General features: G+C 54.5%; 9 protein-coding genes. 7 read left to right on the forward strand and 2 right to left on the reverse strand.

Annotated elements, in window-relative coordinates; translation table 11 throughout:
- The first annotated feature begins 140 nt into the window (after positions 1–140).
- Complete coding sequence (locus tag HY962_04355) at positions 141–1,031, forward strand: hypothetical protein (protein MBI5646142.1); 891 nt, start codon at positions 141–143, stop codon at positions 1,029–1,031.
- Positions 1,032–1,055: 24 nt separating this feature from the next.
- Positions 1,056–2,195: a T9SS type A sorting domain-containing protein gene (locus tag HY962_04360; GenBank protein ID MBI5646143.1), complete on the forward strand. Its 1,140-nt coding sequence runs from the start codon at positions 1,056–1,058 to the stop codon at positions 2,193–2,195.
- Between the two features lie 344 nt (positions 2,196–2,539).
- Here the strand turns inward: HY962_04360 and HY962_04365 are convergent, their stop codons facing one another.
- Positions 2,540–2,755 (reverse strand): hypothetical protein, encoded by a 216-nt coding sequence (locus HY962_04365; GenBank protein MBI5646144.1) that lies wholly within the window; start codon positions 2,753–2,755, stop codon positions 2,540–2,542.
- A gap of 456 nt (positions 2,756–3,211) precedes the next feature.
- Here HY962_04365 and HY962_04370 point away from each other — a divergent pair, with 456 nt between their 5' ends.
- Positions 3,212–3,985 carry a hypothetical protein gene (locus HY962_04370; GenBank protein ID MBI5646145.1) on the forward strand — a complete coding sequence of 258 codons (774 nt, stop codon included), beginning with the start codon at positions 3,212–3,214 and terminating at the stop codon, positions 3,983–3,985.
- A 171-nt stretch (positions 3,986–4,156) separates the two neighbouring features.
- Here the strand turns inward: HY962_04370 and HY962_04375 are convergent, their stop codons facing one another.
- Positions 4,157–5,110, reverse strand: coding sequence for a PD40 domain-containing protein (locus HY962_04375; GenBank protein MBI5646146.1), 954 nt, complete (start codon positions 5,108–5,110; stop codon positions 4,157–4,159).
- Positions 5,111–5,412: 302 nt separating this feature from the next.
- On the opposite strand from HY962_04375, the gene HY962_04380 reads away from it, so the two are divergent.
- The 4 genes from HY962_04380 (at position 5,413) to HY962_04395 (ending at position 16,507) form a co-directional block, all read left to right on the forward strand.
- On the forward strand, positions 5,413–11,415 hold the full coding sequence (locus tag HY962_04380) for a T9SS type A sorting domain-containing protein (GenBank protein MBI5646147.1): 6,003 nt from the start codon (positions 5,413–5,415) through the stop codon (positions 11,413–11,415).
- Between the two features lie 402 nt (positions 11,416–11,817).
- Positions 11,818–12,642: a hypothetical protein gene (locus HY962_04385; protein ID MBI5646148.1), complete on the forward strand. Its 825-nt coding sequence runs from the start codon at positions 11,818–11,820 to the stop codon at positions 12,640–12,642.
- A 12-nt stretch (positions 12,643–12,654) separates the two neighbouring features.
- On the forward strand, positions 12,655–14,598 hold the full coding sequence (locus HY962_04390; protein ID MBI5646149.1) for a hypothetical protein: 1,944 nt from the start codon (positions 12,655–12,657) through the stop codon (positions 14,596–14,598).
- Between the two features lie 7 nt (positions 14,599–14,605).
- Positions 14,606–16,507, forward strand: coding sequence for a PD40 domain-containing protein (locus tag HY962_04395; GenBank protein MBI5646150.1), 1,902 nt, complete (start codon positions 14,606–14,608; stop codon positions 16,505–16,507).
- The last annotated feature ends 79 nt before the right edge of the window (positions 16,508–16,586 follow it).

Here is a 16,586-nt window from a genome sequence, read left to right on the forward strand (position 1 = left end):
TCAACGCCAAGGATCACATGACACGGAGCCATGTCACGCGAACAACTCAATCCAGAAATGGTCACGTAGGACGCGTTAACCGTATCGCGCTCGTTCAATCAATCATCCACGTAAATAACCACATTCAATGGAATCTCAACATGCGAAAATTTCATTTCACTATCCTCATTCTAGCCCTTTCTACCATAGCCGCACACGCTCGCATTCGATGGGTCGATGGTAAAGGTGGTACTGCACCTGATGGGTTCCCTAAATACCACACGATTCATGATGCCATATCTGCATCTAACGACACGCAGCCACCATCCGTCCCGATTGATACAGTGAGGATCCTGCCGGGCATATATTCTGAATCAATCACAATAGATAAAAATGTAATTGTGCAAGGTGGCGGCTTTCAGAATACTACGATTACGAGCGATGAAGAATATACCGTAACGATGAAAACCGGAAAACTGATGTGGGTAAAGATATCAAATACTGCTGGAAGCGGAGTACATATGATGGGTGGTATTCTGACTAACTCGGTGGTAATGAACTGTGCAATTTCCGGGGTCGTCTTTGAGGGTGTTGCCAAGGCATATTTCACAATCAGCTTGATGAACGGCGGTGCGGGATTTCTCCAAAAACACAGTAGTCCAGAATGTTTCATTCTCGGATGCATTTCTTACAAGAACTATTGTGGATGGAAGCAGGAATATGCCGGCGGTCCAATTCATTTTCAGTATTCTTGTAATTACGGAAATACAGTTGAAAAAGAATACTCCGGGTGGAGCTATTCCTATTATTATGACAACAATGAGAACAGCGATCCCTTGTTCTCCTCTGATGGAAGTCTTAGGCCTGGGAATGCAAAATTGTACGGGAAGGGGCCGGGAGGGCTTGTCGATTGGGATGGATCCTTGTGCGATATGGGATATTATGGTGGCCTAGACGCACCGCTCCTTCCCTACGTAGATCTTCCAGGTTCCATCAAACTCAATACTGATGGCACGATTCAATTCGAAATGTCCGGTCGGGTCGGATATTAAAAACGCGAAAATAGGACGGCTAACATGAGACTAACACCTCTCCTTCTGACATGCATCGCGTTAACTATAGCGCATGCTCAAAAACAAACCATAGACTCTGCAGAGTATTTTATCGGCCGCGATCCCGGCGAGGGACTGGGCATGCATCTCAGGATTCAAAGCGGTGACGCGACAGCACAGATCGACTGGCAAAACAGCGGAATTCCATTAATTAGCTCCAAAGACCTAGTGTACGTAAGAGTCAAGAGTTCCGGCTTCATCGACGTCAACGGCAATCCCGTTAGAGGAATGTGGAGTTTACCGGTGGGGATCAAGTTGCCTTCTACTAAGTATCATGGTGGCTCGTATATTGGCACTGCTGCAGTCATGAATGCTGAGATCCGCATCTTCCGACCAGGCTTGGGATATCCACTGAAAAAACTGGTTGTACCGTCTGACGGTGCTTTTGATCAGGTCGTCGAACAGCTTCGTGTACGACTTCCGGTAGACAGCCTACAAGACGGTGACACGCTCATGGTCCGTTTGCAAGGTAAGGATGAAGTATGGGGAGAATGGAAACAGTTCGCTGTTCGCCGGGAGCATCTTCGACTCGCCAAACCGTACAATCTCAATGTCACGAAAACATCTTCAAATATTCCGTCTGCACACCTGGATTGGGAATGCACTACAAGTGGTTCACTTGGGTTTGCAATAGAACGGCGCCGATCTACAGATAGCTGGACAGAGGTTGCCCGAGTATCTGTCAATAATACCAACTACACCGATAGCATAGGATTACTGTTGGGAGAAAATTACTGCTGGCGCGTTCGTTCGGTCGGTATTACAACTGTGATGACCTCGGAGCCTTCGGAGGAAAGGTGCCTCACAATTCTCCAATCGAATACGCCTGAACCTGCATTTGCACTCGCCCTCGCACAGAACCATCCGAATCCCTTTCCATACACAACAACGCTTCCCTTCCTGCTCGATGCATCGGACCGTGTGACGCTTACCGTACACGATGCACTCGGCCGCGAGATAACCCGACTTCTTGCCAATGAGCAGCGCTCTCCCGGCCACCATGCCGTGACCTTCGATGGATCCGCACTCCCACCCGGCGTGTATACGTACAGGTTAGCCACACCTGCGGGTGTCTTGTCGAAGACCATGGTCATCACACGATGACACACTGATTTCCTACCGAAGGGGGCCGCGGGGGACGAATGACGACCGCGCCTCGGGACACTCCTTGTACTTGACCGAGAGGCCGCATACGTGCGGCCTCCTTCGTTGTATGGCTGCGACCGAAGAAATCCTCCAGCGGCACGCGGGGCCGGTTTGTACAGGAGGAACGGAGGAAACGGAGGTTTGACGAACGCGCGGTGAGGAGCGATTGCCAGGTGTTGAGCCGTTCCCACGGGGCCGAGTTCAAGGACATGGAGTGATTATCCCCGCAGCGGAGCGCCATGCCGCCGGCACAAATTCACACGCCCCCGGCAACTGAGGAGATGTCCTCTGTAAGGAGTGAATCACCTGCGGAACAGATGGAACTGGCTGCATAGGGCGGTGAAATATCGGTGGATGGGGATGAAATGCCACTGGAACGACTCGAAATGCCCGCGGAAAGCGCTGAAACGCCGGCGGTACATGATGAAATGCCTCCGGAACGAATCGAAATGCATGCGGAACGCGCTGAAACGCCCGCGGCACAGGATGAAATGCCTCTGGAACGAATCGAAAAGCATGCGGAACGCGCTGAAACGTCCGCGGCACTCGATGAAATGCCTCCGGAACGCGGTGAAATGACTCCGGAACTGATTGAATCGTCACGGGAACCGACTGGAACGCTCGCGGCATCGGACGAATTGCAGGGGAGGGACAAATAACGACATGGAGGACTGTCGAAATGCAAAAAACGCTGTCGGCTATTTCAACATATCTACGGTGATTTTGCTGTTATTGCGCCGTTTTTCGCAATGTTTTTGCAAAAACAGCGCGGGGTGTCTCCACGTCCCGGTACTCACAGAAAAAAACTGAAAATAATTTCAAAAATCCGGGAACATTATTCGAGTTCGGCGCATATAAAGGGAAATCGCGCCTGAATGACAGTGAGAAAGGGCGCGATTCCTTCGGTGAGACCATTCCCACGGCCGTGGATGGACATACAGTATCTCCCACTTTTCTCCAGAAGGATTACCACAATGAAAGAACGCGAACAAAACCGGCTGAACATGTACAAGGCAGTGCAGAACTTCCTTGCCGAGAACCAGGCGACCACCGCCACAGTGCCCGCCTTTGCCGAGATCATCCGCAACTTCGATGCGCGCATCGCCGCCATCGAGGATGCAGCGGTGACACACGCAACAGCGACGCTTGGAAAAACCGACAGGAAACACGACGCCGAACAAAATCTGATTGCGCTGCTGTTGCGCATCAAAGCAGCGGCCTACGCCTGTGCGCGGACCACGGGAAACCATGAAGTGCGCGCCGCCACCGCGCTGTCGGAATCGGAACTCCGACACCTGCGTGACAGCGAGTTGCTCCGTGTCGCGGGCATCATTACAGATCACGCATCCTCGATTCCTGGCATCGACCGCTTCGGCGGGACGCCGGAATTGCTGGCCGCCGTGCGTGAGGCAATCTCCGCGTTCTCGTCGGCGCTCAACACCCGCGAGGCCAGTGTCAAACACCGCACAGTGACGCGGTCGGATCTCAGCGAGTTGTTCCGCGATGCGGAGGAGACACTCGCCGAGGATCTCGATTCTCTCGTCGAACTGTTCCGCGATGACGATCCGGTCTTCTACGACAGTTACCACGCCGCTCGAATCGCCCGCGCGGTAATGTCCAAAACTCGCAACGGCAACGGACTCCCTGAAGCCACGGCTGCACCGGGCGTCTCGGCATCCGTCACTACACCAACAAACGTCCAACCGCCTGCCATCACATCGGCAGTGGGTACACCCGCAACCGTGTAAAATCTCGGATCGACGAATCACCGCCGCGCGGCCAGGGGAAACCGCCGGAGACGCAGCATCATAGGGAGATGGGGACAGGGAGATAGGGAGAACGTTGTAGGGAGATGGGGAGAGAGTGGAACAGCACAGCGGAGCCCGACGGGGCTCCGCTGTGATTTTTCCGGGAAGTCATCAGCGGATGTTTGGATCACTGCCCTTTGGGACAAGAAGTTTCCGCCCTGAACCGTCGGGATTCATTTCCCACAGCGCAGGAGTGCTCCCTGGTACTGACGACATGTTCATGAATACAATTTTTTTCAAGTCCTGGGTATAAGCCGGCGCATAGTCGAGACTTCCTTGGGCCTTTCCTGCCGAGAGATCGGTTTTCCCATTTCCATCAAGTGTAATCGTGAAGATATGCGTGTCGAGCTGACGTCCGCTCGTTTCTTCGTGACCGGAAACATCGTACATGTACGCGATCCTGCTGCCGTCAGGCAGGAAAGCACCTAGATGCATGGCTCCGGGTTCGTCGTTCACGATCAGAGTGGGTGAACTGCCATCGGCATTGAGAACATAAAGTTCCGAGTCGTACGCCCACGGGCCCTGTGTGAAAACAGCGATCCGGTCACCATTGGGAGAGCAACGGACGCCGCTCAGGTTTCGCCCCTGTGGCGCTGTATAGAGCACACTTTCCTGTGATCCGTCGGAGTTGCAGCGCATGAGCTTGTCGGAGCGTGTAAATAAAATTCGCCCATCAGGCATCCAATCAGCGACACCGCCGCTGGTCCCGTATTGACCTCCGAGCGTCCCACCGGTGGTCACCTGGGTAACATTCTTCCCGTCCATGCCCATGGTGTACACTTCGTACGAATCGCTCCGTTTCGAAACAAAGGCGATGCGCGATTTCGAGGCGTTGATGCGTGGACAGTAATCTTCCGCCGAGTTGTTTGTCAGTCGTGTCTTTCCACTTCCGTCAGTGTTCGCGATGTAGATTTCGAAATTGCCGTCTTCGTCCGAGACGTACACGAGCTTCTGCGTTGAAGTACCCGGTTTCACCGGATCGTCGTCCTTGCTACACCCCCCGACGAGAACAAGTATCCCAATCAGGCAGAAACTTTCGAAGATGTGCGCGAACGAGGCTTTCATCGCGGTGCTCCTTCATTGTTGGTCATTGCGTTCAAGTACTGGAAACTGTACCAACAAACGTGCACGGGTGCAGAATCTGCTGCTATGGTATCTCAACGAGCCGTTTCCAGGAGACGCGAGTACGCTGTTTTTCGAATGGTGCCATGCGGGAGAGCACACAGTGATTTTTTTCTGCACCCGTCATGGTTTGCTCCTATAGGTTCAAGACAGCCCTTTCGTGTGACCATCGAAAAGACCCTCTTTGAGTCCACCCCCGCATCGATTAGTCACTGATCATCCACATCCTGAACTCGGGAGATGACATGTGTACACCTCGTTTTGTTCTTATCTTCCTCATGGTTTCGGCAACGAGTCTCGCTCAGATACCGACGAACGGGCTCGTCGCGTATTACCCGTTTAATGGAAACGCAGCCGATGAAAGCGGATATGGAAACCATGGCACGATTCATGGAGCAACTCCATCCACGGATCGGTTCGGTAATCCGAACAAAGCATATCTATTCAACGGGACATCGAATTATATTGAATGCGGATTGATGACAAACATAAATTCGCAATTCACGAATGAGATCACCGTTTCAGCGTGGGTGTTTTTCGAAAATGTCAGCGGAAATCAATTCGTTGCGGGGAAATGGGGAACGGGCGGCAAATCTGCTGTTTCTTATTACATAGGCAAAGACGCGGCAAACCGAGTGATATTTAATGTTGATTGGGATGCGGCAACAGAAGCGAAAGCTGTGTATCCTTTTGTGACTGGAAGGTGGTATCATCTCCTCGGTAAAGCAAATGCTTCTGGCGTCTATGTCTACGTAGATGGATCTCAGGTTGCTGCATCTCCAAGCGGCATTTCCTATGTCAACGTCGGGTCTCAACCCTTTAGAATTGGGTATGAGACCTCTGCAGCAAGCAGCTATTTCAACGGTAAAATTGATGATGTACGTCTGTACAGTCGTTCCCTGATACAATCAGAGATTCTGGCGTTAGCCAATGAAACGGCTTCAACCGTTCCGACAGGAGGTTTGGTGGCATGGTACCCCTTCAACGGGAACGCTGCGGATGAGAGTGGCAATGGATGGCATGGGACAGTCAACGGTGCAATACTAACAAATGACCGGCTAGGAAGAACCGGTAAGGCCTATGAATTCAATAGCGGAGCAGCTCAAACTATCGATACACAGTATCCTTGTATTCTAGGAAGTGCTGAACGGTCGTTCTCCTTCTGGCAGACTTCAGACAATACGACAGCAAGCCAAACAATGTCATATGGTGCCGGTGCAAGTCATCCCAGTGTACCAGGGTGTACATTTCTCATCTCTGTCATTCGTGCGAATGCAACACAAATAGGGGTAGGTATTGATCTACGGCATGGTGGAGTGCAATATCTTGTGGATGACATAGGGTCGGGTTGGCATCACTACTGTGTGGTCGTTCCTGCAATGGCACAACCCAGAACACGCGATGTGAAGGTATATAGGGATGGGACGCTATTGACGAATGAAGGCAGCATGTGGGGAGACGTTCCTGTTAACACACTTGCCGGTGCCAACCTGCGCTTCGGTCAATTTATTAATAGCGCAAACTTTGGAGCGAAACTGGACGACATCCGGATCTACAATCGCGCCCTATCCACAGCGGAAATCCAGGCCCTGAGCAACGAAGGAAGCGGCACAACAAATCCCATGGCTGCACCGAACCTCCTAGAAGCAACTGCACGCAGTCATGCAGAAGTCTTCCTCCGCTGGTCGGACAACGCAACTGCCGAGGACAATTACGAGGTGGAGCGCCGCCTCGTGGGTGGCAATTGGCAGAAGATCGCCACGCTCCCTGCAAACAGCTCGGAGCATCTCGACAACACCGGCCTGCAGGCCACAACGATCTATCAGTATCAGGTGCGCGCGACAAAGGGAACGACATTCTCCGCGTACTCGAATATCAGAACCGTGACAACACTCAAGCAGGTCGCCGGTTCCATGACGTTTAAGGTGCGCGACTCGGTGACAAAAAATCCTATCGAAGGTGCTACTGTGTACCTCCTCGACGCCCAGTACGCAGTGAAACAGACGCCCCTCGAAACGGGTACAACCGGACCCGATGGTTCCATCACACTCCCGACACCTCCACGTGTGATCATGGCGGCGGAGAACTACGCCATCCGTGTGGAGAAAAGCGGTTTCGACACGCATCTGCCTGTCTACATGTTCGGAAGCGCGCTTGTGCAAACACAGTTCGTCGATTTGAAACCTCGCATCATCGCACCGAAGTGGGTGGGAATCGAAGACGAATGCAAAGGGACGGGGTCAGTACTGTTTACCTGGTCGCACTCGGCGCCGCAAGCGATTACCGGCTTCCTTATCGAGATCGGCGAGAATGGGAAAAACTGGCGACCGCTGGTGACAGCGATCGGCCCCGGAGAAACGATGCGCTCGGTGCAGGCAATACCTGCAGGAAAACATGATTACAGAATCTTCGCGCTTCGCGGCACGCTGCGTTCCTCCGCGCCCGTGCTGACACATGACCATCTGCCTGTACCGCCGCAGCCGAAGGATTTCCAACTTTCGTGGGATTACACGAAGCCCGATGAGGTGATAGTGTCGTGGCCAGTACCACCTACGGGAATCTGCAGCGTTAAAGTCGAATATTATAACAATGCTGTCACAAAGTGGATCGAAATTTACAAGGGAATAGCAAACACATCATTGAGTACAATTTTTCAGGATCAGACAATTACCAAAGACCGTTGGTACTACTTCAGGTTATCATTCGGTAACGATCTGCACTGGTCAAAGCCCTTGGAAAAAATCTTGTCAACCTACAAATACACATACGACGTGGATGTTGAAGTTAAGATGGGTAATTCCTCTCAAACTATTCCGGGTGCAACAGTCCGAGTCTATGGATCAAAAAATGGTCCCGATGCCGGGAAGCTCATTCGCACGGGAACATCTGATCCAAATGGCAAGATTCTCTTTCGGGGAATTCCCGACAATGCTGAATTCGAGGCGGAGAAGATTGTGTTCTCAAAGCCAGGGTGGAGAAATCCCTCGTCAGCACGAAACTTGTATAGCATTTACGCGGATTCAAGAATACTAGTCAGTATGCCCAATGGTAGCTTTGAGTACGCAAGAAAACCGTTCACAGCCGCGATAGATGGTGGTTTAATTACCTTATCACTTGCACAGCCCATTATTCGATATAATCTTTGTGTTTTCGTTCAGCGTGATCTCTCAACCGTTATGGGTAGCTATCTGCCTCGACTTAATTCTTCATTCAACGAGGTATCAAAACAATTGTTCGAGCTCTCAGATGGCCAAATACAAATCGACAGCGTTTTCGTCTTCGACAAACAGGATCCACCTCGAACAAACGGTAACGCGCAAAAATGTGATATATATTTATTTGAGACCGGGAAACTTCCGACCGGATGGAGGGTGCAAGGAGATTTGGGCGGTGCATATCAGAGTAAACCACTGTTCGGTCTATCTGGGCTCTCCGACGGCCAGATATGGATTAGTGAAGAAATTCCTGACCTTCCCTCGAGTAACGTAAGCAGTGCTAGCAGTTGGAATTCAGTGATGTACGGTTCTGCTGTAGCGCATGAAATCTGTCATTACGCTCTTGAGCTTGATGATGAATACGATAATATCTTAAATAGCATCCAAAAAATCATCCATCAATGCCCATCAAACATATATCCCGAACTCGGTGCGATGGAACACTACGGCAAAAGATATCTCTCTAATAAAAGTCATTACCCGGATATGTCGACAATCAATAACGCTTGCTATACGAGCCAGTGGCATAGGTACAAGCAACCCTGCTGGGGAACACTATCTGCTCTCCTTTCTCGTTTACTAGCACAAGTTCCAGGAAACTCCACAGCTCCATGGTTGAAATTCAGCGTTCCGGTCAATCCCTTAACAACACCACCATATGCACCTGGTAGAGCCACCATCCACCGAGTAGGTCCAGCACACAATCATACTATCGTATTCAAGTATGAAGGACGTTCACCTTTTTCTCCTGACGAAATCTCCCAAAATCTCGTCCGACGAAACAATAGTCCCACCGAATTCCGTAATAAATCGTTATCTAAGCCATTCTCGAACAGTGGATTAGTCCTCGATGCAGGTATCCACCGCATGAACGACACGATCATGCTGACTTTTCATAATGAAAATTCGTCAGCGAACAGAACGATTGTCTCGGCGTATCTCGAGGGATCTGGAGTAACATGCAATGCATCTATCAAAAATGAAATAAGTCATGTTTCTATGTTGTTTGCAATACCCATATCTGAGTATACTCTCTATGGTCAAGGTAGCATGTCATGCATTTCGTCGATTGATGGTGGGACAGATACAACTCACGTTCATTACACCATCGGTTTTCTCCCAACTATGTCACCGTCTGTAACATATACGATCGCGCCGGACGGAGAACACGGCACACAATACATCGTGCGCGACATAATATCGAATCAATATGTGCTTCAGTATGATCAATTTACTTTAGCTGAAGTGAATGATTCTCTGATACAGCTCTCCTATCCAACAGCATTCCGGCTTGAGAAAGATGCGATTCTATCCTTCTCTTGCCGGATCGTTCTCCCGATCAGGCGCACTCTCCTAGGCATCGACATGACCACCCTCGCCATCCATCGCTACGATTCCACGTCGGGAAGTTGGGTGCGGCTTGCAGATTCCTACATGTACCCCGGAGGGCAACAGATAACCGCAACGTCGGACCGGACAGGTATCTTCTGCGTCTTCGCACCCGGCTTTTCAAGCGACGCCACACCTCCCGCTGCAGTGGACGATGCGACCGCTGCGACGGACTCGATACCAGGAGGCGTACGGTACAGCTTTACCGCACCGGGTGATGACGACTTGTCGGGCACCGCATATATCTATGAGGTCCGGTATGCGACGGAACCGATCGACGAAGATACATGGGCGAGCGCGATTCCGCTTCCGGTATACACACGTCCGGCTGCAGCAGGAACAGTGGAGCAGCTCACCTTCACCATGCCTCAGCCAGGGGTCACCTACCACTTCGCGATGAAGACCACGGACGAGTCTGGAAATGTCTCGGCCCTGTCCAATGGGGCGGCGGCGGAGAGTGGTTTAATACGCACGGGCAATCACCGTCCGTCGCTGCTGGCTTCTCCTCGCAGTCGCACGCTGCAGGAGTTGCAGCCCTACGCCGAGGTGGTGATTGCGGAGGATCGCGACGGCGACGCGCTTTCGATGAGCGGACATCGTCTCCCTCCCGGCGCGCGGATCGATTCCACCGGGTATAACGAGTGGACGCTCCGCTGGACTCCGACCGTCTCACAGGCAGGCGTATACCCGAACATTAGCATTGTGGTTACGGACGGTGTCGATGCCGATTCCGCATCCTTCATGCTGACGGTTACCGATGTCAATCAGCGTCCCGTCTTTGCAGTCGCATCGAGTGACACCACCATTAGCGAGATGCAGCATCTCTCGCTCGCGGTCCGCGCACATGATCCGGAAGGCGCCGCCCTCACGTACCGCGCGCCCACCATCCCCTCAGGTGCAACGTACGACGCAGCCACTTCGACTTTCGAATGGACCCCTTCGTACGAGCAGGCGGGCCCCTATACCGGAATCCGCATCATCGCTTCCGACGGTGCTGCGGAAGACACTGCGACTCTTTCCATCACGGTTCTGAATGTCAACCGCGCGCCGAGTTCATTCTCGCTCATCGCTCCGGTGGAAAAGGACACAGTACAACCGAAGCAGACGCCCATCAGCATTGTCTTTTCCTGGCAGCCGTCTACAGATCCTGACAAAGACCCGGTGCGATACCGTTTCCTCCTGCGTGATCCTTTGTCGGTGATGCTGCGTGACACGGTTGTGTTGCTGCCATCTGTGACAGTCACCGACGTGTTCCAGGAGCAAAACAGATACACCTGGTCGGTGACTGCGTCGGATGGAGCCGACTCAACAACGGCTACTTCGTTCTTTCATACGGGACGGGATTCAACAACCTCGGTGGACAGGGATGTCGCTCAGGCAAACACGGTTTTTCTTGAACAAAACCACCCGAATCCTTTCTCGAGCAGCACAACGGTCGTATACCGCACCGCATCGGCACACATGGTCAGCATCTTCGTGTACGATCTGCTCGGTCGTAACGTGGCGACTCTCTTCGATGGTGAATCCTCTCCGGGCTCTCATGCTGTCTTCTTCCACAGGGGATCGCTGCCTGCAGGGAACTACGTTATCCGCCTCGAATCCGATGGCCGGACCTCCACGCGCCTGATGTCGATTCTGCAGTAATCACATGGCTGTGATTCCAGCCTGACCCTTCATCGGTAACGCAGGATGGGCGATCGCTGACTCCCGAACCGTTTCATTCACCTCTTCGCACAATGCACCGGCACAACCTCGCATGAAATAACGCGATGTTGTGCCGGTTCCATTCCATACACACCGGACGTCTGAACGGCATGTCCTCTTTGGGCGAAATTTCACTGGCCTCGCGGTTTCCCTCCGTCCGTATTTCAGCACTTCGCCGCAATTGCAGGTATCTATGTAGGACTTCGGGATCCTTTTCACAGCGATCTGCAGTTCTCACACATCACTCCCGTCCCCCCCTCTCCCTCCACTCATTCAGGGATTCACATGGATACTTTCCATCCTCCCTCTGTACGCCTATGCACCGCCCTGTGGTGCTGGGGCATGGTCGTTTTTTTGAATCTGCTGCTGGCCCTGCCCACCGCCGCTCAGCCGTGTACGTCGTGCCCCGATTCGCTCGCTTTCTACGACAAGGTCGTGCGGCTGAAGGACGGTGGCGTTATCAAGAACACAGAAGTCGGATACGAACGTGTCGAAGGCCAATACGAGCGCTACTTCATCAAGACACGCGATGGCGAGCTGATACGCCGCCTGCCGGCCGACATCCTCGTCATCGAATCACACGCGCGCACCTTCCTCCCGCCGCTGTACCAGCCCGTGCGGGCGGTGTACCCCTGCGACGACCGCCAGCGCGAGCGGCAGTGGTACTTCGTCGAACTGCGCGGATGGATGCTCCTCACCGGCGAGGATACCTCGCGGAATATCATCGGTCTCGAACCGACGACGTTCGGACCCGAGGCCGTCTTTGGCCTGCGCTTCGGGCGCTGGGGTGTCGGCATAGGTGGCGGATGGTTCCGCGCCCGCGACATCAACCGTTTTCCGCTCTTCCTCCACGGCCGCTACCAGCTTAGCTTGGACTGTTTCTCGCCTTTCCTCTATGTGCAGGCAGGCACGGTGTTCGACGACCAGTCGGGCGAGATGCTCGCCCTGAACACACTCTTCCACCCCGCACCCAAACTCGCGGGGCTGGGAATCGGCGTGGACTGGGCCGTTGCGTCGTGGCTCGATATTTCGGCCGACGTCGGCTACCGCTACATGCAGCTCCCGACCGAGGTGCCCTGCGACTGTTCCAACGCGCCCGATCAACGGGTGTCGGTGTATCACAACGAAAGCCACGGGCTGCTTGTGCGCCTGGGCGTCACTTTCTGAGGAGATGACGGAATGCAACGAATCATCCATCCCCTGACGCCTCTCGCGGCATTGCTCTTCGCAGCATTATTCTTTGTCTCGTGTCAATCACCTACCGAAACGCCCCCCGCGGAACAGCGCGCCGTCACAGTGCAAGTGCAGAACGACCGCACCGAGCCGCTCGCGCTGGTCCCAGTGGAGATGTACGACGGAACACGCGGTGAAATACCCGGGGCTCTCCTCGACCGCGCCGTCACCGATCAGAGCGGACGCGTCCTGTTCCGCCACACCATCCCCACGACAGGCGCCAACATGCTCTTTGTTGTGGGCGACGAGAACACGGGAAAAATCCGCGTATCGGCCAACCTGCTCTGCCGCGACACTGTGCTTGTCATCCCCTTTGTGTCGCAGGATCTTCCGTGTACGGGAATATTCAACCAGCTTCTCTCGCTCAAGGCCTGTTCACCAAACCGCAGCGGCGCCACCTTCTCGGATTCGTCGTCCATGCTCTTCCGATCGAGCTGTGTCGAGGCGCTGTCGATCTCGTATACGACCGCAACGCCCATCCCTGGCGTGCGGATGATCGTGCTCGACAAGGATGGCAGGGAGGTGACCGACAATCCCTTCCTCCTGCCGCCACGCGGCTCGTTCAGCGTTCGCGCAATTGGCACACCGGGAGACAGTGGGTCGTTCACGCAGACCACGATATTCCATGCGACTGGCCCCAACAACGCCGACATCACCCTCAATGTGCGCGTGGATCTCATCGGCGACAACTGCAACAAGTGCGACTGCCCGAAGGATACCACGATACTCAATTTCGGCCTCGTGCAGGTGGCACCAGAAAAACAGACCAAAGTGCAGCAAGTGGCTCTTGCTGTGAACACCTGCCAGATCACGCGCAGGGATGTTTTGGAAAAGGGACCGTCGAACACAGTTGTGTTCGCCCTGCGCTCCACGCTCATCCCCGAGATCCGTCCGCAGGAGCGGCAGTTCCTCAGCGTGGAATTCATGCCGAAGGAACAGCGCGTGTACCGCGACACGATTATCATCCGGCATACCTACCAGGAGGAAAACAAGACGTGTCTCACGCGGATCATTTTGACGGGCGAGGGGTGCGGACCGATCTGCCAGGTGGAGCCGGGCGACAGTCTCTTCCCTGCGAGCGGACGGTACACACACCGCCTTGGTCTCGAGCGGGCGCGCGCCTATGAGGGCAGCATTGGAGAAATCTGTCTGCGCAATACCGGGAAATGCGGTACGCTGCGCGTGACGGGCGCATTCGACAATCCCCCGCCGGGATTTTCCGTGGCGGGTGGCGCACTTGACATCACCCCGGGCAGCGTGCGCTGTTTCTCCATCCGATTCGATGCGCGCGACGAGGTCGTGTGGCCGAACGGGCACGGCCAACCGGCGAGAATCGACCACAACGCCGAATTCCTCGTCAACTCGTGCAACGGCATCAGCCGTGTGAATGTGACCGTGCGTGTCGACACGATTCCCATCCTCTTCTCGCGCTGTGTGTACCAGTGGAATCAGAACGGTATGTACGGCTACAACTTCACTCCGGTCGAGGGCAAGGGTGAGGATCGTTACGATCCCGGCTTCCCGAACACACAGCTCTCCGACATCGTGGTGGATTCGGTTATGGTGGCGCTCGGCCAGGCCGGCGTTCATGTGAAAAGCGGATGGAAGCCGATCAAATCCGGAGTGACGGAGGCGCAGTTCAACTTCGACGACATGTCGAAGGCGCGAAACGGATGGACGCGTGCGCAGTATCTATCCATCACAGACGAGACCGGATTCACTCTCACTCCCGTGAACACGACGTTTGTTCTCCGATCCGTGTACTCCATCCGCGTCGAGCGCGGCGGAGTCGTCACGTACGCGTGCATCCGCGTTCGCGAGATCAGCGAGGACGGCGATGGAAAGCGGAAGATCTGCATCGACGTACTCTATCCCATGATCAACGAGTGAGGCCGACATGAAAACACATCTTCTCCCCTTCGTGACGGCTTCGGCGCTGTGTCTGCTCCTCGTATCATGCGCGTCGACCGAAGAAACCGTGGTGCCGCCAAGACCCGCGGCCGACAATCCATCCTTCACCGCGGTGACCAACTGCCGCGTACTCAACTCCGAAGAAGACGATTTCGCCCCCTGGGTGTCGCGTGATGGAAAACACGCCATTGTCACTTCGAACAGGCGGCTCGCTGCCGCCGATCGGAAGTTCAGCCCGGAATTCCTCTACGGCGAAAAACTGCTTGTGACCGAACGGACAGCCGCTGGAACCGGCGAGAACACGGGGCTCGGTCTGCATCGCACGGAACGTTGGACCCCACTCTCGCCTCTGCAGGAAGGCGCATTTAGTGTGGTCAACACGGGTACCGCCATGTTCGACGATGGCACGGTCACGTATTTCAGCACAACGTACGCTGCCGGAGGCCGCGGCGGCGCGGATATCTGGCTGCACGGTCCGTCAGGTGCTACGCCTGTCGACGGGATCAATTCATCTTGGTGGGACGCACAGCCGGCGTTGTCGCCGGATGGAATGATGCTGGTATTTGCGTCCGACCGCGTCTCGCGCGACCCCAGTGTCAGCGATACGGGACGCCGCACGCCACATTTGTACTACGCGATAAAATCAGGCGAGGGCGCCTGGTCCGATCCGCAGCCGCTTCCCGCGCCGGTCAATTCGAGCAGCGCGGAGATCTCGCCCTGGTTCGACAGCGACGGCACGTTGTACTTCGCCACCGCGCGACGCGGGTCCTTCGACATCGCGACGACGCGGCTCCTCTCCGACAACATCTGGTCCGAGCCCTCTTTCTTCAAGGAGCCAATCAACACCGCCGCTAACGATTGTTTTGCGGTGCTCTCGCCCGACCGTACGGAGATGTTGTTCGCGAGTGATCGCGAAGGCGGATTGGGAGGGTACGACATCTGGTCCGCCGACAGGCCCACCTGCGTACGCTTCGAGGGCGCGGTGCGACTCGTGTCCATCGGGAAGAAGGGCGACACCATCGTCGCACCGGGATCGAACATCCGCATGACGGTGAAGGACGATGCGACCGGGCGTGTGCTCGATGTCGGAAGCACCGATGCGAGGGGTGTGTACACAGCATCGAGCTGCCTCCGGCCGAAAACGGCGGTAACCGTCTCGAGCGAGAGCATGAACTGTTTTACCACCGGCAATGACCTGCATCTCAAAGTCCCGGTACCGACCGGCACCGAGGACATGCTTCGGGGAACAATCACTCTCGTCCGTCAACCGCTCCCCGTTTTCGAACCGAAGAACGATTCGATCCCGTTTTTCGTCACCGGCTACTGGTATCCGAACACAACGACGAATCTCGATCGCATGTTGAGTGAGTGGCCCAAGGGCCGCTTGCGAAATGCCAACTACATCGAACCCGACAGTTTCAATTACCGTCAGTCGGCCGTTGTCGTCGAACAGTGGTTCGAGAAGCTATACGGTGATATCGAGAGCATGCTTCTTCCCATGCTGGACACGTGTTACGCCAACAATGACACACTCGTGCTGCACGTATACGGATATGTCGATCCACGCGGGCTGGCTTGGGGACTCTATGAAGATGAGGCTACTGCCCGCACCGCGGAAATGACAATTGAACCCGGAACCGTCATGCAGCAGCAAGACGGAAACAAGAAACTCGCAAACCTCCGCGGGTATTACTCCATGATGATGATCGACCGCGATATGATGAGCCGATCGTCTCGATACACCGATCTGCGCAAGCAGAACCGCGTGCAGCTCCGCGCACACGGCGAGTACATCGGCTTCGGGAAGGATGGGACGCAGGGTGGACCGCTCGACGATCCGTACAAGCGCAAATTCCTCGTGCGAGTCACCCTTCACGAGGGGAAGTAGTGTAGCGAGAGTGTAATTGCGTGCATGAACGGGCGGTTGCCTTCGCAGCCGCCCGTTTCCGTTTTGGTGATGGCGCAAA

The organism is Ignavibacteriota bacterium (assembly GCA_016218045.1).
In the GTDB taxonomy this organism is placed as follows: domain Bacteria; phylum Bacteroidota; class Ignavibacteria; order SZUA-365; family SZUA-365; genus JACRFB01.